General features: G+C 67.3%; 19 protein-coding genes and 2 tRNA genes. 4 read left to right on the top strand and 17 right to left on the bottom strand.

Going from position 1 to position 19,102, the window contains the following annotated elements:
- Positions 1-3: 3 nt before the first annotated feature.
- The 5 genes from clpX to TL10_RS23885 all read right to left on the bottom strand — a co-directional run bounded on the left by clpX (position 4) and on the right by TL10_RS23885 (position 5,166).
- Positions 4-1,284: an ATP-dependent Clp protease ATP-binding subunit ClpX gene (gene clpX / locus TL10_RS23905; RefSeq protein WP_043394298.1), complete on the bottom strand. Its 1,281-nt coding sequence runs from the start codon at positions 1,282-1,284 to the stop codon at positions 4-6.
- Between the two features lie 339 nt (positions 1,285-1,623).
- Positions 1,624-2,277: an RsiV family protein gene (locus TL10_RS29800; RefSeq protein WP_052506527.1), complete on the bottom strand. Its 654-nt coding sequence runs from the start codon at positions 2,275-2,277 to the stop codon at positions 1,624-1,626.
- 45 nt (positions 2,278-2,322) lie between these two features.
- Complete coding sequence (locus TL10_RS23895; RefSeq protein WP_043987641.1) at positions 2,323-3,444, bottom strand: BTAD domain-containing putative transcriptional regulator; 1,122 nt, start codon at positions 3,442-3,444, stop codon at positions 2,323-2,325.
- A 19-nt stretch (positions 3,445-3,463) separates the two neighbouring features.
- A complete protein-coding gene (locus tag TL10_RS23890) occupies positions 3,464-3,958 on the bottom strand; it encodes a hypothetical protein (protein WP_043987640.1) in 495 nt (164 codons plus the stop codon).
- Entirely contained in the window at positions 3,955-5,166 is a 1,212-nt protein-coding gene (locus TL10_RS23885) for a hypothetical protein (RefSeq protein ID WP_043987639.1), read from the bottom strand. Before TL10_RS23885 ends, TL10_RS23890 begins: the two co-directional genes overlap by 4 nt.
- 211 nt (positions 5,167-5,377) lie before the next feature.
- Here TL10_RS23885 and TL10_RS23880 point away from each other — a divergent pair, with 211 nt between their 5' ends.
- Positions 5,378-6,739 (top strand): hypothetical protein, encoded by a 1,362-nt coding sequence (locus tag TL10_RS23880; protein ID WP_043987638.1) that lies wholly within the window; start codon positions 5,378-5,380, stop codon positions 6,737-6,739.
- Between the two features lie 57 nt (positions 6,740-6,796).
- On the opposite strand, the gene TL10_RS23875 is transcribed toward TL10_RS23880, so the two are convergent.
- The 4 genes from TL10_RS23875 to TL10_RS23860 all read right to left on the bottom strand — a co-directional run bounded on the left by TL10_RS23875 (position 6,797) and on the right by TL10_RS23860 (position 9,847).
- Positions 6,797-7,447 carry an ATP-dependent Clp protease proteolytic subunit gene (locus TL10_RS23875; RefSeq protein ID WP_043394308.1) on the bottom strand — a complete coding sequence of 217 codons (651 nt, stop codon included), beginning with the start codon at positions 7,445-7,447 and terminating at the stop codon, positions 6,797-6,799.
- Positions 7,444-8,037 (bottom strand): ATP-dependent Clp protease proteolytic subunit, encoded by a 594-nt coding sequence (locus TL10_RS23870; protein ID WP_043394310.1) that lies wholly within the window; start codon positions 8,035-8,037, stop codon positions 7,444-7,446. Before TL10_RS23870 ends, TL10_RS23875 begins: the two co-directional genes overlap by 4 nt.
- 185 nt (positions 8,038-8,222) lie before the next feature.
- Positions 8,223-9,731: a trigger factor gene (gene tig / locus TL10_RS23865; protein WP_043987637.1), complete on the bottom strand. Its 1,509-nt coding sequence runs from the start codon at positions 9,729-9,731 to the stop codon at positions 8,223-8,225.
- Between the two features lie 39 nt (positions 9,732-9,770).
- Positions 9,771-9,847: transfer RNA gene (locus tag TL10_RS23860), tRNA-Pro, on the bottom strand.
- A 122-nt stretch (positions 9,848-9,969) separates the two neighbouring features.
- Between TL10_RS23860 and TL10_RS23855 the strand changes: the two genes are divergently transcribed.
- Both TL10_RS23855 and TL10_RS23850 read left to right on the top strand, forming a co-directional pair.
- A tRNA-Gly gene (locus TL10_RS23855) sits at positions 9,970-10,043 on the top strand.
- A gap of 454 nt (positions 10,044-10,497) precedes the next feature.
- Positions 10,498-11,658, top strand: coding sequence for an alkane 1-monooxygenase (locus tag TL10_RS23850; RefSeq protein ID WP_043987636.1), 1,161 nt, complete (start codon positions 10,498-10,500; stop codon positions 11,656-11,658).
- On the opposite strand, the gene TL10_RS23845 is transcribed toward TL10_RS23850, so the two are convergent.
- The 5 genes from TL10_RS23845 to TL10_RS23825 all read right to left on the bottom strand — a co-directional run bounded on the left by TL10_RS23845 (position 11,655) and on the right by TL10_RS23825 (position 15,878).
- Positions 11,655-12,062 (bottom strand): DUF2628 domain-containing protein, encoded by a 408-nt coding sequence (locus TL10_RS23845; protein ID WP_043394315.1) that lies wholly within the window; start codon positions 12,060-12,062, stop codon positions 11,655-11,657. The two genes, TL10_RS23850 and TL10_RS23845, sit on opposite strands and share 4 nt — an antisense overlap.
- 47 nt (positions 12,063-12,109) lie before the next feature.
- Positions 12,110-12,673 carry a hypothetical protein gene (locus TL10_RS29795; RefSeq protein WP_131630799.1) on the bottom strand — a complete coding sequence of 188 codons (564 nt, stop codon included), beginning with the start codon at positions 12,671-12,673 and terminating at the stop codon, positions 12,110-12,112.
- Positions 12,674-12,849: 176 nt separating this feature from the next.
- On the bottom strand, positions 12,850-13,485 hold the full coding sequence (locus TL10_RS23835; RefSeq protein WP_043987635.1) for an NUDIX hydrolase: 636 nt from the start codon (positions 13,483-13,485) through the stop codon (positions 12,850-12,852).
- Positions 13,478-15,010: a nicotinate phosphoribosyltransferase gene (locus TL10_RS23830; protein WP_043987634.1), complete on the bottom strand. Its 1,533-nt coding sequence runs from the start codon at positions 15,008-15,010 to the stop codon at positions 13,478-13,480. The genes TL10_RS23835 and TL10_RS23830 overlap by 8 nt, the downstream gene beginning before the upstream one ends.
- A gap of 16 nt (positions 15,011-15,026) precedes the next feature.
- Complete coding sequence (locus TL10_RS23825) at positions 15,027-15,878, bottom strand: phosphoribosyltransferase family protein (RefSeq protein ID WP_052506525.1); 852 nt, start codon at positions 15,876-15,878, stop codon at positions 15,027-15,029.
- A 72-nt stretch (positions 15,879-15,950) separates the two neighbouring features.
- Here TL10_RS23825 and TL10_RS23820 point away from each other — a divergent pair, with 72 nt between their 5' ends.
- Positions 15,951-16,787 carry a hypothetical protein gene (locus TL10_RS23820; RefSeq protein ID WP_043987633.1) on the top strand — a complete coding sequence of 279 codons (837 nt, stop codon included), beginning with the start codon at positions 15,951-15,953 and terminating at the stop codon, positions 16,785-16,787.
- Between the two features lie 12 nt (positions 16,788-16,799).
- Here the strand turns inward: TL10_RS23820 and TL10_RS23815 are convergent, their stop codons facing one another.
- From TL10_RS23815 to TL10_RS23805, 3 genes are all read right to left on the bottom strand, one after another.
- Complete coding sequence (locus TL10_RS23815) at positions 16,800-17,594, bottom strand: Fpg/Nei family DNA glycosylase (protein ID WP_043987632.1); 795 nt, start codon at positions 17,592-17,594, stop codon at positions 16,800-16,802.
- Between the two features lie 15 nt (positions 17,595-17,609).
- Positions 17,610-18,089 (bottom strand): ribose-5-phosphate isomerase, encoded by a 480-nt coding sequence (locus TL10_RS23810; RefSeq protein ID WP_043987631.1) that lies wholly within the window; start codon positions 18,087-18,089, stop codon positions 17,610-17,612.
- A 45-nt stretch (positions 18,090-18,134) separates the two neighbouring features.
- The coding region (locus TL10_RS23805; RefSeq protein WP_131630798.1) for an LpqN/LpqT family lipoprotein at positions 18,135-19,102 on the bottom strand (968 nt) is incomplete at its 5' end.

Raw genomic sequence — 19,102 nt, 5'->3', positions numbered from 1 at the left:
GAACTATGCGCTCTTGTCGCGACGCTCCGAGCGGGACGCCTTGCGCGGCACGATGGTCGGCAGCACGTTGTCCTGGACGGTCTCCTTGGTGACGACCACCTTGGCGACGTCGTCGCGGCTCGGGATGTCGAACATCACCGGCTGCAGGACCTCTTCCATGATGGCGCGCAGGCCACGGGCACCGGTGCCACGGTGGATGGCCTGGTCGGCGATCGCGTCGAGGGCCTCTTCGGTGAACTCCAGCTCCACCCCGTCCATCTCGAAGAGCCGGACGTACTGCTTGACCAGCGCGTTCTTCGGCGTGGACAGGATCGACACCAGCGATTCCTTGTCCAGGTTGGTCACCGACGCCACGACCGGGAGACGACCGATGAACTCGGGGATCAGACCGAACTTGATCAGGTCCTCCGGCAGCACCTCGGCGAAGTGGTCCTGCGTGTCGATCTCGGCCTTGGAGTGCACCTCGGCGCCGAAGCCCAGGCCGCGCTTGCCGACCCGGTCCGACACGATCCGCTCCAGCCCGGCGAAGGCACCGGCCACGATGAACAGCACGTTGGTGGTGTCGATCTGGATGAACTCCTGGTGCGGGTGCTTACGCCCGCCCTGGGGCGGCACCGACGCCTGCGTCCCCTCGAGGATCTTCAGCAGCGCCTGCTGCACACCCTCGCCGGACACGTCGCGCGTGATCGACGGGTTCTCGCTCTTGCGGGCGATCTTGTCGACCTCGTCGATGTAGATGATGCCGGTCTCGGCACGCTTGACGTCGTAGTCGGCAGCCTGGATCAGCTTCAGCAGGATGTTCTCGACGTCCTCGCCGACGTAGCCGGCCTCGGTCAGCGCGGTCGCGTCCGCGATGGCGAACGGCACGTTGAGCATCTTGGCCAGCGTCTGTGCCAGGTAGGTCTTGCCGCAGCCGGTGGGCCCGAGCATCAGGATGTTCGACTTGGCGAGCTCGACCGGCTCAGACCGGGAGTCGCGCGACTTCTCCTGCGCCTGGATCCGCTTGTAGTGGTTGTAGACAGCCACCGCGAGCGTCTTCTTGGCGTTGTCCTGACCGATGACGTAGCCCTCGAGAAAGTCCCGGATCTCCTGAGGCTTGGGCAGCTCGTCGAGCTTGACGTCGTCAGCGTCGGCCAGCTCCTCTTCGATGATCTCGTTGCAGAGGTCGATGCACTCGTCGCAGATGTAGACGCCAGGTCCAGCAATCAGCTTCTTGACCTGCTTCTGGCTCTTTCCACAAAACGAGCACTTCAGCAGGTCACCGCCGTCTCCGATGCGCGCCATGGGGTGAGGCCCTACTTTCTCCGGTCGCCGTCAGTCGTTACACCAGATAGTGGGTTATTTCGGGTGTGAACCCGACGCTACCCGTTCGCTCCGTTGCGATGCGACCGAAAGGGGCGAATCGCTCCGGTGGTATTTATCCGTGTGCAGGAGAACATAGCCCGATCGGTGGCTTGCCACCCCTCGGCGCGCTGACCGTGATTCTGGCGTGTCTTCCCGGCGCCGGGCGGCGTCGGCTCGACAGGCCTCTGATCAGGGCTGTTCACCTATCTGCAACCCTACCGTGTGCACATTGAGGCCGCCGACGCATTTCGCGGCCAGCGCAAGTAGACGACCTTCGACCTACCCCTGCAGCCGCCCGCCCAGCTGGTCCATCGGCACCGCCACCGTGAGCGGGCCACCGTTGCCCACCAGTTGACTTTCGCCGAAGAAGAACGTGACGGCGTCGTCGGTGAGCGCGAAGTTCCGGTACGAGCTGCGGTCCGGTTCGATCAGCGCCGCATTGCGCGCCTTCAACGCGCGCTGCACCACCGACGTCAGGATCGCCACCGGATCGGATCCCGGCCCGAACAACGTGTCGATGGTGATCGACCCATCGGGCCCGTAGGTAAAGGTCCGGTACCGGATGTCCGGGTGCCCTTCGTGGGCGAAGCCCGTCGGATCCACGATCTTGAGCACCAGGGTTTGGGTTCGCGCCGAGCGGTACACCGTCGGAGTCACCGTCTCCGTGTACACCCGGCCGCGGCCGAACTTGTCCACCCAGCCGACGAACCCGTCGCGGTCCTGGGCCAGAAAGTCAGCTACCGCCTGTTGGTCGGGATAGTCGACCGGGAAGGCCGCGGTCCGTTCGTACCCCGTACCCACCTCGTGGATCCGGCAGATGCCGGTGGCGTCGGCCGTCCCGCCCAGCGCACCGCACGACTGCTGCGCGGACGCCGTCGGCGCCACGCTCAGGAATGTCACTGTCGCGGCCAGGACAAGAACCGAAAACTTCATGGCCCCATGGTTCGCCGATGTGCTTGGCGGATTCTTGGCCTGCCCCTACCCGAGTTCGACGGTGAACTCGTGCGCGCCGATGCGGATGCGATCCCCATCGAACAGGTTGGTGTTGGCCTCGATCCGCGCGCCCTGTACGTACACGCCGTTGGCCGAGCGCAGGTCCACCATCACCGGCCCGGTGCCGGCATCGACGATGACGGCATGGTGCCGGCTGACGTCGGCCGCGTCGAGCACGATGTCGTTGTCGGCGAGGCGACCGATCCGGGTTGCCATCGCGCGCAAGGCAAACCATCGCCCGGTCGCGTCGCGCAGGCCTGCTCTGGACGAGGTCGACTGCGTGGAGCCTGGCCGGAGCCGGCCGATCGTGTGCACCGCCGTCGCTTGCGCGGCACCCTGCACGTCGAGTGGTTCCTGGCGCAGAATCCGTTGCTGCAGGGCAGTTATCGCCTGGCCCGGGTCGATACCGAGGTCCTCGGCCAGGATCGCCTGCACCCGCCGGAACGCATCCAGCGCGTCCGCCTGCCTTTGACAGCTGTAATAGGCGGTGATCAACTGCGCCCACAGCGGTTCCCGGTAGGGATGTTCGGCGACCAGCGATTCCAGTGGCCCGATCACCAGAGATGCATGGCCACACGCAATTTCAGCTTCCGCTCGGGCGGTCTCCACCGCAATCCGGTCATCGACCAGCGCGGCGGCGACGGCGTCGACGAAGGCGAAGTCGGACAGATCGCCGAGGACCGGGCCGCGCCACTGCGCCAACGCGGCCGACAGGTGGGTGCCCGCGGACGAGAACCGACCGGCCGCCGCGGCGCGCACACCGGCGACCTTTTCCTTCTCGAAACGCCCCAGGTCGGTCGCCTCCTCCGGCACATCGAGTCGATAGCCGGGCGGTGCGGCGGCCAGCGTCTCCCGCGGCATTCCGGACTCCGCCAGGACCTTTCGGAGATTGGAGATGTAGGAGTGCAATGCGGTGCGGGCGGCCGCGGCCGGCGACTGCTCCCACACCGCGTCGATCAACGCATCCACCGACACCGGGCGCCCGCGATTGAGTAACAGCATCGCGAACACCGCTCGCTGCTTGGGTGCGCCCAGCGAGACGACGTGGTCGTCGACGGCCATCCGCAGCGGGCCCAGAACGCCGAAATCGATTCCGGTCGGCCGCATGGGCCGAGGGTATCGGGTGCTATCGGTCGATGCGGGCTATTGCCAGTTCCGCGAACGCCTTCAGGGTGTCGCACCGCCACACGTAGCTGCCGGTCACCCGGTAGATCCGTTCACCCGTCAACAACACGGTGAGCGTCGTCGACGGAGGCGTGACGTTGGGTTCGTAGGTGCAGACCGCCTTCAGGCCCACGCCGTCGACCGCGGTGGCCGTGGGCCAGGCGGCCACCTCCTGGAATGTCGTTGCGGCGTCCCATGGGAACGCGTCGGCGAACCGGACATCGGACTCCAGGCTGCGTCGTGCCTGCGGCTCGTCTGATGACCGGTAGGCACAAGACAATTCGGGCAGCTGCGTCCGAATCGGCGCGGCGGTGGCCGGACCTCCGAGAAAGACCGCGGCTTCGTCGGCGCTGACCCAGCTGCAGGCCTCGGTGCTCTCGCGGTCGTCGGCGTGCGCGACGGGCGACAGGGTGACCGCGACGGCCAGGACCGCCAGGGCCGACATGAATCGCGTCATGACCGGTAGCCCTCGCCGAAGGTCATGGCGTCGACGACGTGTCCGTCGTTCACCGTCGGGCCGAGCAGGACCCGCGTGGTGTTCGCGGCCGGGTCGTAGGCCATCAGCGCCTGCGACGGGCTGCATCCGGCCGTCGACTTCAGCACCAGCGAACCGCCGGACGCGCCGACGACGTCGATGTTGTTGCCCGCCCCCGGAACCTTGACGCGCTGGGTGTGACCATCGGCCGTCACCCGCGACAGGAACACCACGCCGCAGGCGCCGAGTGACTGCACGAACGTGCCGCTCGGCAGCTGCCAGAGGCCGACGTCGCCGTAGTCGCCTTCGAATCCGGGTTCGTTCTTCGCGTTGTTGACGGCGGTGAGCGCGGTCGGCGCCGACCCGTCGATCGGCACCTTCCACAACTGGCTGCTCGCGGACTTCTGCGCGGTACAACTGGCGACGAAATCCGTTGGCGCCAACCACCGGGTCGTCCGGCACACCGCGTCCGGCATCGGTACCGGCAGCACCCGCCCGACAGTCCCGTCGTTGCCCATGAGCACGAAGCTGTTGTCGGTCCGCGGCACCTCGTCATCGGCCCGGTTGGCCGTCGACAGCACGAGGGTGGTGCCGTCGGGGGTTTCCAGATAGTCGCCGCCGAATCGGCCGGCGCCGGCCAGGTCGTCGGTCGGGTAGGTCAGCTGCACGTTGCCCGCCAGGTCGACACGTTGCAAGGTGCTGGGCTGGTCGTGGCTCGTCGACGACAACACGATCGCTTCACCGCCCGGCCGGCTGAACCGCGGAGAAGCACTCGACGGGAAGGACGTCTGACTGCCGGTGCGCAAGTCGACGACGATCACCGAGTCGCCGATTGTCAGCAGTGCGCGACCACCGTTGCCCGACCAGTCGACCAGGCGCGGGTGCCATCCTTTGTCCGTCGGCTCGAACGTGGTGATGGCGTACCGATGACCGGCCGGATCGATCAGGAACAGGGTCTCGGCGGCCTTCGCGGGTGCCGGCGCGTCAGGGTCGGGGCGTTCGCCCGGGAGTCGACCGGGGACCGGGTTCCAGGTGGCCAGGGTCCAGCCGTCTCCGACCTGATTCCACGGCACCGGCATCGAGGTGTCCGGGGTTGGATTCGCCTGGGCCACCGGCAATCCGGCCACCACGGACGCGACCAGAGCGGCAGCGGCCAATGCGACGGCGGAACGGCGTGCGGGTCGGCTCATGACGGGTCCTGTTCGGGGTGGCCGGGATTCGTGGTCGCGTCACAGGGTGCGGCGGGCGCCTTGGTGGTTTCTTGGCGCGAAGCGGGTGGCCGACGAAGGGCGAAAACATACCTTTCGACGTAATCTTCCGATTACGTCAATTAGCCTTCTCGACTGGGGCCCACTCCCCAGCCAGCGACGCTCTCATCCGAATACGCGAAGGACCTGCGCGATGAATCACCTCAGCCACGCCACTACCGCTACCCCACTCCGGCGGCTCCAAGCCCTACCGCTGGCCGGTGTCGTCGCGGCGGCCTGCGTCCTGACGCCGAACGGCCCGATCGCAATCCGGACGCATGCCGCGCCCATCAGCGCCCCGCGGATTGAATCCCGGGCCATCCAGTTCGCGGCATTCGCGCAGGACATGGCCGCGCAACAGCAGCAGCTGCTCGACCAGATCACCAGCGCCGCAGCGGCCAACACGTCCGCGGGGCCGGTTGCCCTGGCCGCCAACCCGGTCGCCCTGGCAGCCAACCCGGTCACGACGGCCGGCAACGTCGTCGTCGACGTGATCACAGTCCTCGCGCAGGCCGTGGTCGCGTCAGCCAAGAGCACCGTCCAATCGGTGGTGTCCATACCGCTGGTGATACTGAGCCGCGCGACTACCGATCCCTTCTATCTCCCGTGGGTGCCGATCGCGCTGGCGTCCTATGTGCTTACGCTCCCGTTCCAGGTGGTGGGTACCTTCGCGTACAACCTGGTCGCAAACCTGACCAAAGCCGTGACGACCCTGCTGCCGGCCGCCGCCGGCCCGGCACCCGCTGCGGCCGAGAGCCCGGCGGCCGCGGCAGCCGACCCGGCACCGACTGCGACCAACCCGGTCCAACAGACCATCGACACCGTCAAGACGAGAGTGACCAACGCGACCAACGCCGCCGGCTCTGCCTTGGCCTCCGCGCCGGCCGCGCTGGCGTCCGGGCTGCAGCTGCCGTCGGTACTCGCTCCGCTCGCGCCCGTCGCCGGTGCGGCGTTCGCCGCCCTGTCCCCGGCGATCGCCGTCGCGAACTTCATCTCCGTGCTGGTGACGGGCAAGGCGCTGCCATTCAACGTGGTGAAGCCGCAGCTGTCGTCCATCTTGTCGTCTGCGGCGACCGCCCCGCGTTCGACTGCCGCGACCGACAAGGCGTCGGAGCCGGACGCCCCCGCTGCCGGCACCGCGGGCACGAACGACGCCGCCGGCGCCGACAAGCCGTCCACCCAGACCGAGAAGAAGCCCACCAAGACCGTGCAGAAGCCGCGGACCAAGCGGACTTCTCCGGCGTCGACCGCAAGCACGACACCGACGGCGGGCACCGACGATTCGCCCACCAAGTCCGGTAGCGAGCCGGCGACGGCCACCAAGCCGGAAAAGCCCGACACCAAGCCCGATACCAAGCCGGAGAAGTCCGAGAAGTCCGGCACCGACAATTCGTCGTCAGCGCAACACGATTCGACGAAGGGCAAGAACGCCACCGACAAGAAGACCAAGGACAAGAAGGCCGCCAAGAGCGGCGCGTCGTCCGCCTCGTCGAAGGCCGGCTCGGCCAAGGACTGAACAAACGCCAACGGCCGCCAACCTGAACAGGTTGGCGGCCGTTGCGCGTTTACAGACCTAGGCCTTCTGGGCCGAGAGCTTCCGGTACTCGAGGACCGTGTCGATGATCCCGTACTCCTTGGCGTCGGCCGCGGTGAGGATCTTGTCGCGGTCGGTGTCCTTGCGAACCTGCTCGGCGGTCCGGCCGGTGTGCCGCGCCAGCGTCTCCTCCATGAGGGTCCGCATGCGCTCGATCTCGGCGGCCTGGATTTCCAGGTCCGAGAACTGACCCTGGATGACGCCACCGAGCGACGGCTGGTGGATCAGCACGCGAGCGTTCGGCAGGGCCATGCGCTTGCCGGGCGTACCGGCGGCCAGCAGCACCGCGGCGGCCGACGCGGCCTGACCGAGGCAGACAGTCTGGATGTCGGCACGCACGTACTGCATGGTGTCGTAGATCGCCATCAGCGAGGTGAACGAGCCACCCGGCGAGTTGATGTACATGGTGATGTCGCGATCGGGGTCCTGCGACTCGAGCACCAGCAGCTGGGCCATCACGTCGTTGGCGGACACGTCGTCGACCTGGGCACCCAGGAAGATGATGCGCTCGTCGAACAGCTTGGCGTAGGGGTCGACGATGCGCTCGCCCGTGTGCGTGCGCTCCGTGAACTGCGGCAGGATGTAGCGCGCCTGCGGAGCCAGCTCCGGGTTCAGATGCTTGGAGATCACTTCGAGGCCCCCTTGCCGCCGTTGAGGTTTGCGCGGGTGATGATGTGGTCGACGAAGCCGTATTCCAGCGCTTCCTGCGCGGTGAACCAGCGGTCGCGGTCGGAGTCGGCCTCGATCTGCTCGATGCTCTTGCCGGTGAACTCCGCGTTCAGCCGGAACATTTCCTTCTTGATGACGTGGAACTGCTCGGCCTGGATGGCGATGTCCGACGCGCTACCGGTGACGCCACCGAGCGGCTGGTGCATCAGGACCCGCGCGTGCGGCAGCGCGTGGCGCTTGCCCTTGGCGCCGGCGGCCAGCAGGAACTCACCCATGGACGCGGCCATGCCCATCGCATAAGTGGCGATGTCGCAGTCCGACAGCTGCATGGTGTCGAAGATCGCCATACCGGCGCTGATCGAGCCACCCGGCGAGTTGATGTACATGTGGATGTCTTTGGTCGGGTCTTCGGCCGTCAGCAGCAGGATCTGAGCGCACAGCCGGTTGGCGATGTCGTCGTCGACCTGCGAGCCCAGGAAGATGATGCGCTCGGCAAGCAAACGCTCATAGACCGAGTCCGTGAGGTTGAGCCCCGGTGCGCTTGAACGCATGTCAGTCACGACTGGATACCTGCTTTCTCGAGTTCGTTCACACGACACTAACCAACGGCCGACGGCCGCGAGTCCCCGACGGGGCCTAGTTCGCTCACAGCGTCACAGACGCCGTAGAGCGGACGGTGCCGCAGGCATCACTGAAGACACCTGCGGCACCTGTACCACGATCAGAGTTTGAGGACTCAGTCCTCGTCCTTCGCCTTCTTGGCCTTCTTGTCCTTGTCCTTGGCCGGCTTCTCGTCCTTCGCCTCAGCCTTGGCCTTCTTCGCCTTGACCGGCTTCTCGTCCTTGGCTTCCTCGGCCGGAGCCTCGTCGGCGACCTCGTCCGCAGCCTCGGTCTCGTCGGCGGCCTCGGCTTCAGCGGCGCCGGCGGCCGGGCCGAAGAACTCCGCGGTGTCGACCGCATTGCCGTCGGTGTCGGTGACGGTGGCACCGCTGACGACGGCGGCGATGGTCATGCCACGACGGATGTCGGCGAACATGGACGGCAGCTGGTTGTTCTGCTGCAGGATCTGGATCAGCTGCTGCGGCTCGATGCCGTACTGACGGGCCATCAGAGCGATGCGCTCCATCAGGTCGCCCTGGCCGACCTTGACGTCCAGCTCGTCGGCGATGGCGTCCATCAGCAGCTGGGTCTTGACGGCCTTCTCGGCGTTGGTGCGGGTGTCCGCGTCGAACTCTTCGCGGCTGCTGCCCTGCTCCTTGAGCTGCTCCTCGAACTTGGCCTCATCGTGGTCCAGTCCGTGGACCGCGTTGTGCACGGTCTCGTCGACGGTGGCCTGGACGATGGCCTCGGGCAGCGGCACCTCGATCTGCTCCAGCAGGGCCTCGACGGCCTTGTCGCGGATCTGCTCGGCCTGGCCGATCTGCTTCACCCGGCGAACCTGCTCGACGAGGCTGTTCTTGAGCTCGTCGATGGTGTCGAACTCGCTCGCCAGCTGGGCGAAGTCGTCGTCCGGCTCCGGCAGCTCGCGCTCCTTGACCGACTTGACGGTGACGGAGACCTGAGCTTCCTTGCCGGCGTGCTCGCCGGCGGCCAGGGTGGTCGGGAAGTCCTTGGACTCGCCGGCCTTCAGGCCGATGATGGCCTCGTCGAGGCCCTCGATCAGCTGACCGGAACCGATCTGGTGCGACAGGCCCTCGGTCTTGGCCTCGGGCACGTCCTCGCCGTCGACGGTGGCCGACAGGTCGATCGAGACGAAGTCGCCGTCAGCGGCGGCGCGCTCGACACCGGTCAGGGTGCCGAAGCGGGCACGCAGGTTCTGCAGCTCGGCGTCGACCTCGTCGTCGCCGATGACGATCGGGTCGACCGAGATCTTGATGGCCTTCAGGTCCGGCAGAGCGATCTCCGGACGGACGTCGACCTCAGCGGTGAAGACCAGCTCGTCGTTGTCCTCGAGCTTGGTGATATCGATCTCCGGCTGGCCCAGCGGCTTGACGTCGCCAGCGGTGACGGCCTCGCCGTAGCGGGCCGGGATGGCGCTGTTGACGACCTGCTCCAGCACCGCGCCGCGGCCGACACGGGCCTCGAGCAGCTTGGCCGGGGCCTTGCCGGGGCGGAAGCCGGGCAGGCGGACCTGCTTGGCCAGCTCCTTGTAGGCCTGGTCGAACTCGGGTTGAAGCTCGGTGAAGGGCACCTCCACGTTGATGCGAACCCGGGTGGGGCTCAACTGCTCCACGGTGCTCTTCACAGCGTTACTCCTTGTTTTTTGATACTTGTCGTCAGTCGGTGGTCGGGGTGACAGGATTTGAACCTGCGGCCTTCCGCTCCCAAAGCGGATGCGCTACCAAGCTGCGCTACACCCCGTGCCTCGTCGCGGTCGCATTACCGCGGTCGAGATACTACGTCCTAGACACACGACAACCTCAATTGGATTGGCGGCCGCTGTCCCGGTACTGTCTGCCGGTACTGTGATCGCAGCAGTGCACGCGGGCGTAGCTCAATGGTAGAGCCCTAGTCTTCCAAACTAGCTACGCGGGTTCGATTCCCGTCGCCCGCTCCACAGGACCGGCCTGACCAGGCCGGTCCTTTTGTTTTGGGTCTGGTTTTTCGGCGCGGGCGGGCACGAAATCCCGTCGCGCCGGAACCGCCTCGGCGGCGCGCGTGACCCCGCGCCCAGCGAGCACCCGAATCCGCTATTTCTTTCGACAAGCGAATTTGCCTGAGCGATAAACGCCCATTATTGACCGGCGGGCCAATTAATTGCGTTTTCCAGTGCGCTGATTTCGCCCATTTCTGGGAGTTTCCTGCCAATTCAGTGCAAATTGCCGCAATGCCGTGTCAGCCGCGATTCTGAGCCAGAATATGCAGGTCAAAGCCAATCTGACCAACAAATCGGAAGGCGCTGGCAAATATTTTTGCCAACCGAGTCGAGACTTCACAGCGGCAGCGGTATAAATGCTCCGATGACCACGTCGATCACCCGAACAGACCGCCGAAACCGGCGGTCTATTGACGTGGATTCAGAAGTTACTGAGCGCACTTGGCGAGACCCGAAGCGATACCTGTGGCTACTGGTCCCGTCCGCCCCCGGCGCCGTGACCCTGTCCTGGCTGCTGGTGTGGACCACCCGGCTGCACGTCTTCTGGTGGACCGCACTGGTCGTGATTCTGGTCGTGGGGCCCGCCGCCGACCATCTGTTCGGACGGGAAACGCACGACCGAGCACCCGACCGCATCCTGGCGGCGCTGCAGCAGGACAAGTTCTACCGATTCGCCACCCACATGTTCCTGCCCACGCAGTACCTCGCGCTGGCCTTCGGCTGCTGGGTGTGGGCCGGCGGCGGCTGGGTCACGTTGACGTTCACCGACAAACTGGGGCTGATGGTCGCGGTCGGCCTGTCCGGCGGCATCGCCAACAACGCCGCACATGAATTGGGACACCGGCGCGACCGCGCCGAACGGTGGCTCAGCAAGTTGGCTCTCGCGCAGAGCTGGTACGGACAGTTCTACGTCGAGCACAACCGCGGGCACCACGTCCGCGTCGCGACGCCGGAGGACCCGGCGAGCGCCCGCTTCGGCGAGAACGTGTACTGCTTCGTCGTCCGGTCGGCGCTCGGCAGCACTCGCTCGGCCTGGCGGCTCGAAGCCAAACGCCTTGACCGGCAAGGCCATTCACGCTGGAGCCTGCGCAATGACGTCCTCAATGCCTGGCTGTTGAGTGTCGTCCTGTTCGCCGGGCTCGCACTGTGGTTCCGGCCCGTGGTCCTGCCGTGGCTGTTCGGCCAGGCACTCATCGGCATCTTCCTGCTGGAAGGCATGAACTACCTGTCGCACTACGGGCTGCGCCGGCAGAAACTACCGTCGGGCCGCTATGAGCGACTGCGTGCCGAGCACAGCTGGAACAGCAACACGGTCATCATGAACGTGTTTCTGCTGCATCTGCAGCGCCATTCGGACCACCACACCGACCCGTCCCACCGCTACCAGGGGATTCGGCATGCCACGGACGCGCCGCAGCTGCCGAGCAACTACACCGCGATGCTGGTCCTCAGCCTCGTTCCGATGCTGTGGCGCCGCGTCATGGATCCGCGCGTTCTCGCCATGTACGACGGCGACGTCCGGCGCACCGCGCTGAGCCCGCGACAGCTGAAGCGGTTGGGGCTCGCCGACAGCTAGCGCTGCCGGCCGTGTCCCTCGAACAGGTTCCAGGACTGACTGCCCCGCACCACGTGCAGGTAGTACGCGTAATTCGCGGTCGACATACCGATGGCGGCAAGACCGAATCCGATGGCACGGGCGAGGGAATCCGACACGTTGAGAACGACGAGTACCACCTCGACCGCGACGAAGATCCCGAGCAGCGTCAGCCCCTTGCGCCACATGCCCTTGACGAAGAAGTAGATGGGGCCGAACAGGAACGCCAGGATGTTCGAGGTCAGCTTCACCCGCTCCATGAACGTCAGCGCCCGGTAGGCCGCCTTCGACTCGGGCGTCGAGTTCGGCAGGCCGTAGGTGTTGAAGAAATCGAACCGCTTCTGCCACGACGGGGACACCGTCAAACTGGGGAATTGCTGTGACACCTCATCGACATTAACGCCTGTGCAGTTTTGTTTGTGTGCTCGGGCGCCTAGCTGCTACCCGGAATCGGCCGCGCGACGCCGTTCGTCGTGCGAATGACGTTGAACTGCGGCGGATTGGCGGGGGCTTCAGAACTCGCGGGCGCGGTCGCGGTCGCCGTAGGTGACGCGCTGGCGGTCGGCGCCGCGGTGCCGGGCTGGCTGGCAGGTGGCGTGTATTGCCTGGCGGGCGGCGTGTAGGTCGTCGGCGCCTGAGTGGTTTGTGTCGACGGGCCAGTCGGTGCTGCGGGCGGCGGGCTCGCGGGGGCGGTGGCCGTCGCGGTGGTGACCGGCGCCGGCGCGGGTGTCGCGGTTGCCGAAGACGACGAAGTGGCGGCAGGAGCCGAGGTGGAGGCCGGAGCCGACGTGGCGGCGCTCGTCGGGGCGGCCGGTTGATCAGGCGCGGGCGGCGGGATCTTGAATCCGGCGAGGGCCCCGATCGCCAGCAGGAGCAACAAGATGACGACAGCACCGACCCCGATGATCAGCACCTTGCCGGTGTCGGTGTTGAACCATCGCGCGGGCGCTGCTTCGGTATCGGTGTTTGCCATAGGTTCGGTCTCTGCACTTGTCATCAGTTGATCTCCTCCCAGCAGGGTGCCGGGAGCGTATCTCGCAAAGCAGCAGGTCGCGACTCGAGGCGAGACCATTTCCCCAGGTCGCAGGCATGTTCACAGGAACGTAACGAACGCACCCCGCGCCGAATGCAGCCGCACCCAAGCGATTTGCCAGCGCTTACGCAGGCGCCGTTTTACCGCGCCACCCTGAACACCGTCACCGGCCTGGTATGCGCGGGCCGACTGCCATCCGCGGTGAAGAGCGCGGCCCGTTCCAGCCGGCGCCGCATCGCGGCGAGCGGAATCGGCTCGGCTCCCGTACCGCCGGACAGGTGGAACAGCAGCTCGGTCAGCGCGCAGACCTCGCCGGCCGTGCACCCGGCGCCGAACATCGCCGCGGCCGTCGCGGAGTCCGACAACAGCCGCTGCGACACCGTGGCCGCGGTGTCGCGGATCATCGCGTTGTGCCCGAACGGCAGGGCGGGCACGGCCTGTCCTTTGCGCACCACCAGCGCGTCGTCGCCGGCTTGTGCGCGCATCACATTCACCAGGGACACGGTGTGACCGCGCTCGTCGCGCAGAGGGTCGGACACCACGAGGGCCACGGTCGGCGGCCCGTCGACCGGCTCGGCATCGGCCCGGTCCCGCAGCGCTCGGTGTGCCGCGGCCACGACCGTCTCCCCCTTGGCGGCGTCGAGCACCACGCCGGGCAGTGCCCAATCCCCCTGATGCGGTTCGCGTTGCCTGCGCGCCAGGATGAGCCCCGGCTCCTCGCCGGGGCTCACCGCGAAGACGTCGACGCTCAGCCAGGTGGCCAGCGACTCAGCCATGACGCACGTCCTCCTCGCCGGCGGCGTATGCCGCCCAATCACGTCGCACGGTAGCGCGCACCTCGGCGAAGGACACGGGGTTGACGATGACGCCGTCCTCGAACACCGTCCGCATGGCGTCCGTCGCCTCTATGGCACCGGCAGCGCCCTGCACCAGGGTCAGCCGCCCACGCTCGTCACGGACCACGGCCAACCGGCCCCGCGCGCTGCGCTTGCCCGGATCGGTGACCGGTGCCTTGGCGATGTCCCGGCCGCGGCCGTCGACCTGTACCCAGGTGGCCTTCATCGCAATGGAGAAGGTGTCACGCGTGACGTATTGATATGTGTACGAACCGAATCCCAGCACCGGAGTGGTGGACACGTAGCCCTGTCCCATCAGGTTGGCGGTGATGGCGGCCGCCCGCTCGTGCGTGATCGAGTCGCCGTAGATGACGCCGATGTGCGGGTCCAGTTCCCGATATCCGGCAGCGTTGACCGTGCCGCCGAACACCTCCCACAGCAGGTTCACGACGCCCTTGTTCGCGGGGCTGCCGGCCGGGGCCTGCGGGTCGCCGCACAGGATGCGTTCGGGGTCACCGCTGTCGGGGCGGATCACCACCTTGCCGTCACGCGCGGTGATCGCGTCTTTCAGCGTGGGCAGGATGCCGGTGCAGACGTGCCACAGGTCCCAGGTGTCGCTGACGATCGACACGATGCCGGTCGGATACAGGTCCAGCAGCCGGGCGAACGTGGCGACCTCGTCATCCTGGGTGCCGGCGCACATGACGCTGTGCTCGGTGGCCGGCACGCTGCCCCCGATGATCCCGGTTGAGCCCGGGTAGTTGCGGTCGATCCAGCCCAGCGCGGGCAGGCAGTCGGTGCCGGTGAACGCCAACAGGTGCGCGGCCCCCGATGCGGCGGCAGCCGCGCCGCCGGCCATGCCCCGGAAGGAGAAGTCGTGCCCCTGCCAGTCGACCGCGGCCGGGTCGGCGCCGCAGTCCCGCGCCCGAGTGTCCAGCAGAGTCCGGTTGCGCCACGCGGTGGTCGCCGACGTGATGGGCTGCCACAGCGCGGCCGACATCTCGGTCTCGATGTAGTTGGTCAGCCAGAAGAACTCGGGCGCGGTGTTCTCGACGGTCAGGTACGGGACGCCGACCGGCACGATGGTGCCCTCCGGCAGCGCCCGTACCCGCAGCGGCAGCCTCCCGTAGGCGTGCAGTTGCCGGATGTGCTCGGCGCCAACATCATTGGGCCCCAGCACCTGGGTGACGCGGTCGACGTAGGCCCGGCACACCTCGTCGATGTCAGCGGCGAAGAAGGCGCTCCACCGCTGGTTCAGGTCGCGCAGGTAGGCCTGCAGGCCGAAGAACGCGGTCCAGGTCACCCCGGGGATGCGGCTGCCGCGAGCGGTCAGGTTGGAGTAGACGTACTCGGTGCCGGCAGGGTACTGGCGGCGGTGGTCCAGCTTGTAGGCATCGGTGTCCATCAGGACATCCAGGGCCGCAATGGTTTCGGGCCGGTACGTGGTGGTTGCTTCGATGGTCATGATGAAGTCCTTCTGATCAGATCAGCGTGGTCAGGGTGTGGGTGATGAACGGTTCCAGCGGTTGGACGTGCACGCCGCCGGGTGTGGCGCGGGAGTCGGTACTGGTGACCGAGGCGTAGCCGGCGAGGTTGTCCCGCCAGCGTCCGGTGAAGCAGCCGTGGCTGACCCACAGGTGCAGGGCCAGGTCGGGTCTGCTCGCGCGGATGGCATCAGCCAGCCCGGCGAAGGTGCCGCCACCGTCGCAGATGTCGTCGATCACCAGTAGACGGCCGCGCTCCGGCAGACCCTCGGGGGCGACAAAACCCGACAGCTTCCCGGTGGCCGGATTCCGTTGCTTGCCAGCGACATACAGCGGCACACCCAACCGGGATGCCACCTGTCCGGCACGGTCGCGGGCGCCCTTGTCGGGTGCGACGACACCGGCCCAGCCGGGGTGGTGCGCGGCGCCACAGCCGACCAGGTCGACGGCTTCGATGACGGTGACGGCCGCTCCCCCGCGCCGGGCTTCGTCGGCCCAGACCGGGGAGTGTGGGTCCACCGTCACGATGTGCGCGACGCCGGTGGCGGCGGTGAGCCGGGCGGCGACGCGGGCGTCGTCGGTCGGGTCATGGTCACCGCGGGCCGACGGCAGGTAGGGCGCGACCAGCACCGGGGCCTCCGCAGACTGGTTGCGATGGAACGCCGCCCATTGCCCGAGCGCGGCGTAATCGATGGCGCCGCAACGACTCCAGGCGACCGGGCGAAATCCCGCACCGAGCGGTGCCAGTTCACGGACTGCAGTGTCGCCACCCGGGTAGCTGGCGACGATTCCGGGCGCGGTCGACAACACACCGCGTTCGATGTCGAAGACGTGGAATGTCAGGTTCATGACGACGACGGTACTAGATACGGACATAAATGTCCATATCTATGGGATGGCGGTCATCGGTAAGCTGCCTGCATGGAGTTCGTGCTCATCCTGATCGTCATCGCGGCCATCGGATTCTTCCTGTTCAGCAGGCAGAGCAAGGCCAACAAGGCCGCCGCCCTGGCCAACGCGAAAGCCGATGCCCGACGGGTCATCGAGATGCTCGGCGGCCAGGTGTTCAACCTGACCGGCACCGACGACGCCTCGCGCCAGGCCATGGCCGACGCATCCGAGCGCTACAACGCCGCCGCGTCGCAGATCGAGCAGGCCACCACGGCCCAGCAGGCGGCATTCGCCAAGCAGAGTGCGATCGAGGGGTTGTACTACGTGCGCGCCGCCCGGACCGCGATGGGCATCGATCCCGGTCCGCCGTTGCAGGCGCTGGCCGGCCAGCGCGGCGCGGGCGAGGTCACCGAGGACCGCCGAATCCAGTTCGACGGCAGGCAGATTCAGGCCTCACCGGGGCCGACGGCGGCGACGCCGAACTACTACCCCGGCGGACGGGTCGCCGGCCGCCCGGTGCCTGAGGGCTGGTACTCCGAGCCGTGGTGGAAGCCGGCGCTGGTGGCCGGCGCATGGGGCGTCGGCTCGGTGCTGTTGTTCGACGCACTCTTCGACGGCATGCACGGAGTCAATTACGGTGCACAGGGTTTCGAGTCCGGATACGGATCAGGATTCGACCAGGGCTATCAGCAGGGCCTCGATCAGAGCCAGTTCGCCGACTCCGGCCAAGGGCAGGACGTCAGCTGGAACGACAACAACGGCTGGGATGCCGGCGGCGGCAGTTGGGACTCCGGGAGCAGTGACTCCGGAGGCACCAGCTGTGGCGGCGGTGGTTGCGGTGGCGGCTGCGGAGGTGGCGGCGACTAGCTCGCTGGTCCGTCACACCTGACAATCGGGGCACCAGAACAGGTTTCGCCCCTCCATCACCTCGGTGCGAATGGTGGCGCAGCACACGCGGCACGCCTCCCCCGCCCGCCGGTACACATAGGTCCGCGGCCGGTCCGCGGCGTAGGACGGCGCGCCGTGGTCGTCTTCCGGACGCACCACGACGATCTTGCCGCGACGCACGCCGACCTTCATGAGAGCGACGAGATCGGTCCACAGGTCGGCGAATTCGGACTCGGTCAGCGCCGCGCCCGGCCGGTGCGGATCGATCCGGTGCCGGAACAGCAGCTCGCTGCGGTACACGTTGCCGACGCCGGCGATCACCGTCTGGTCCATCAGCATCGATCCGATTGACCTGCGGGACTTGCTGATTCGCGCCCAGGCGACCCCGGGGTCGGCGTCGCGGCGCAATGGATCAGCACCGAGCCGGGCCACCACGTCGTCTACGCCGCCCTCATCGATCAGCTCGCAGACGGTCGGGCCCCGCAGGTCGGTGCCGAAGTCGGACCCGAGCATGCGCATGCGCACCTGCCCGACGGGTGCGGTCATCGGCAGCGGCTGTTCGGTGAACGTGCCGTACAGGCCGAGGTGGACGTGCACCACCGCGCCACCGTCGTAGTGGTGGAACAGGTGCTTGCCCCAGGCGTCGGCCTTACGCAGCACCCGGCCGCTGACAGCGGCCGCGGCATCGGAGAACCGGCCCTGTGGACTGCTGACCACCACCGGCGCCCGCCCGAAACGCTGCTGGTGCAGGCGGGCCAACCGGTGCAGGGTATGCCCCTCCGGCATAGGTCAGGCCTCGGATCAGGCCCCGGCGCCCGGAACCTCAGGAGCCACGTGCGTCTTCTCGTACTCGGCCAGGATGTCGATGCGGCGCTGGTGCCGCGCGGCCTCCGACCATTCGGCGGCCAGGAAGGCGTCGACGATGGCGAAGGCTTCCTCGGTGCTGTGCATACGGCCACCGATGCCCATCACCTGCGCGTTGTTGTGCTCGCGGGCCAGCTGCGCGGTCTCGACGCTCCAGGCCAGCGCACAGCGCACACCCGGCACCTTGTTGGCCGCCATCTGCTCGCCGTTGCCCGAGCCGCCGATCACGATGCCCAGGCTGCCCGGGTCGTCGACGGTGCGCTTGGCGGCATCGATGCAGAACGCCGGGTAGTCGTCCTCGGCGTCGTAGGCGAAGGCACCGCAGTCGACGACCTGGTGGCCATTGGCGGTGAGGTGGTCGAGCAGGGCCTGCTTGAGTTCGTATCCGGCGTGGTCGGCTCCGAGATATACGCGCATGGCGCACATTCTGGCAGAACAGCGGCCCCGGACAGAATCAGCCGGTTAGCCGGAGGCGATCTTCGTGTCGCGGTCGATGGCCTCGGTGATCTGCTTGATGATCTCGGCCTGGTCGGCGACGCCGTCGATGTTGATCTGCATGACGTACAGCCCGGTCCCGTCCTGGATGACGACGGTGTTCTGCGTGATGAGCTTCGTCACCCCGTTGGAATTCCAGGAACCGGCGATCTGGAACGACTTGTGGCCGTCGACAGTGCCCGGTGTGCCGGGGTCGGTGGCGGTGAATCCCGGCAGGTTGTTCAGCTCACCTGGCGCGAAGTCGAGAATCTTCTGCGCATCGGCGTTCGGGCCCAGCCGGGAGATCAGCGCCGTAGCGCTGGGCCGGTACGCGCCGGCGCTCGGGCCGTTGTAGACGATCGACTCGTACGCGAAAGCCGGCGTCTGCGGTCCGGCGTCGACCCAGCCCGGGGGCATCGGCATCGTCACCACCGGTGCGCCGGGTTCATTGCGGTGGACCAGCGCCTCCGGAATGTTGTTGCTCTTCAGGTAGGTGGCGATGGTCTGGTAGTTGCCGGGTGTACCGACCAGCAGCGGCGGTGTCGGCTTGTGCGACGACGATGCCGGCTTGTCCACTCCGGAGCTCTGGCTGCTGGTTCCCGAGGCGTCCGAAGACCCACTCGAGTCGCCACCGGAATTCACGAGGACGACACCGATCAGCACGACGACGACGGCGGCGATGGAGCCACCGATCACCCAGATCTTGGTGGACTTGCCGCCCGAGGACTGGCTACGACCGGGCTGCGTCTTGCCGATGTCGGCCGCGAGTTGCGAATACGACTGTGGCGGTCCGCTGGGGCGGCCCATACCGGGCCCGGCGTGCGCCGCCGGGTCGGCCGGGATGACCGGCAGCACCACGGTCGGAGACACCGTCTCGTGAGTGGGGCGGACAGGCCGCTGCGGCGGCATGGGCGGAGGCCCCGGAGGTGTCGGCAGCGGCTGCCGATACGGCGGGG

It is taken from the genome of Mycolicibacterium llatzerense (assembly GCF_000878195.1).
Lineage (GTDB): Bacteria > Actinomycetota > Actinomycetes > Mycobacteriales > Mycobacteriaceae > Mycobacterium > Mycobacterium llatzerense.
The sequence above is the reverse complement of the archived record's forward strand: the minus strand, read 5'-3'. Positions and strand labels throughout refer to the sequence as shown.

Excerpts from the sequence above, each read along its gene's own strand:
- clpX (WP_043394298.1), bottom strand. The coding sequence starts at position 1,284 with ATGGCGCGCATCGGAGACGGCGGTGACCTGCTGAAGTGCTCGTTTTGT.
- TL10_RS29800 (WP_052506527.1), bottom strand. The coding sequence starts at position 2,277 with ATGAAGTTTTCGGTTCTTGTCCTGGCCGCGACAGTGACATTCCTGAGC.
- TL10_RS23895 (WP_043987641.1), bottom strand. The coding sequence starts at position 3,444 with ATGCGGCCGACCGGAATCGATTTCGGCGTTCTGGGCCCGCTGCGGATG.
- TL10_RS23890 (WP_043987640.1), bottom strand. The coding sequence starts at position 3,958 with ATGACGCGATTCATGTCGGCCCTGGCGGTCCTGGCCGTCGCGGTCACC.
- TL10_RS23885 (WP_043987639.1), bottom strand. The coding sequence starts at position 5,166 with ATGAGCCGACCCGCACGCCGTTCCGCCGTCGCATTGGCCGCTGCCGCT.
- TL10_RS23880 (WP_043987638.1), top strand. The coding sequence starts at position 5,378 with ATGAATCACCTCAGCCACGCCACTACCGCTACCCCACTCCGGCGGCTC.
- TL10_RS23870 (WP_043394310.1), bottom strand. The coding sequence starts at position 8,037 with ATGCGTTCAAGCGCACCGGGGCTCAACCTCACGGACTCGGTCTATGAG.
- TL10_RS29795 (WP_131630799.1), bottom strand. The coding sequence starts at position 12,673 with ATGACAAGTGCAGAGACCGAACCTATGGCAAACACCGATACCGAAGCA.
- TL10_RS23835 (WP_043987635.1), bottom strand. The coding sequence starts at position 13,485 with ATGGCTGAGTCGCTGGCCACCTGGCTGAGCGTCGACGTCTTCGCGGTG.
- TL10_RS23830 (WP_043987634.1), bottom strand. The coding sequence starts at position 15,010 with ATGACCATCGAAGCAACCACCACGTACCGGCCCGAAACCATTGCGGCC.
- TL10_RS23825 (WP_052506525.1), bottom strand. The coding sequence starts at position 15,878 with ATGAACCTGACATTCCACGTCTTCGACATCGAACGCGGTGTGTTGTCG.
- TL10_RS23820 (WP_043987633.1), top strand. The coding sequence starts at position 15,951 with ATGGAGTTCGTGCTCATCCTGATCGTCATCGCGGCCATCGGATTCTTC.
- TL10_RS23815 (WP_043987632.1), bottom strand. The coding sequence starts at position 17,594 with ATGCCGGAGGGGCATACCCTGCACCGGTTGGCCCGCCTGCACCAGCAG.
- TL10_RS23810 (WP_043987631.1), bottom strand. The coding sequence starts at position 18,089 with ATGCGCGTATATCTCGGAGCCGACCACGCCGGATACGAACTCAAGCAG.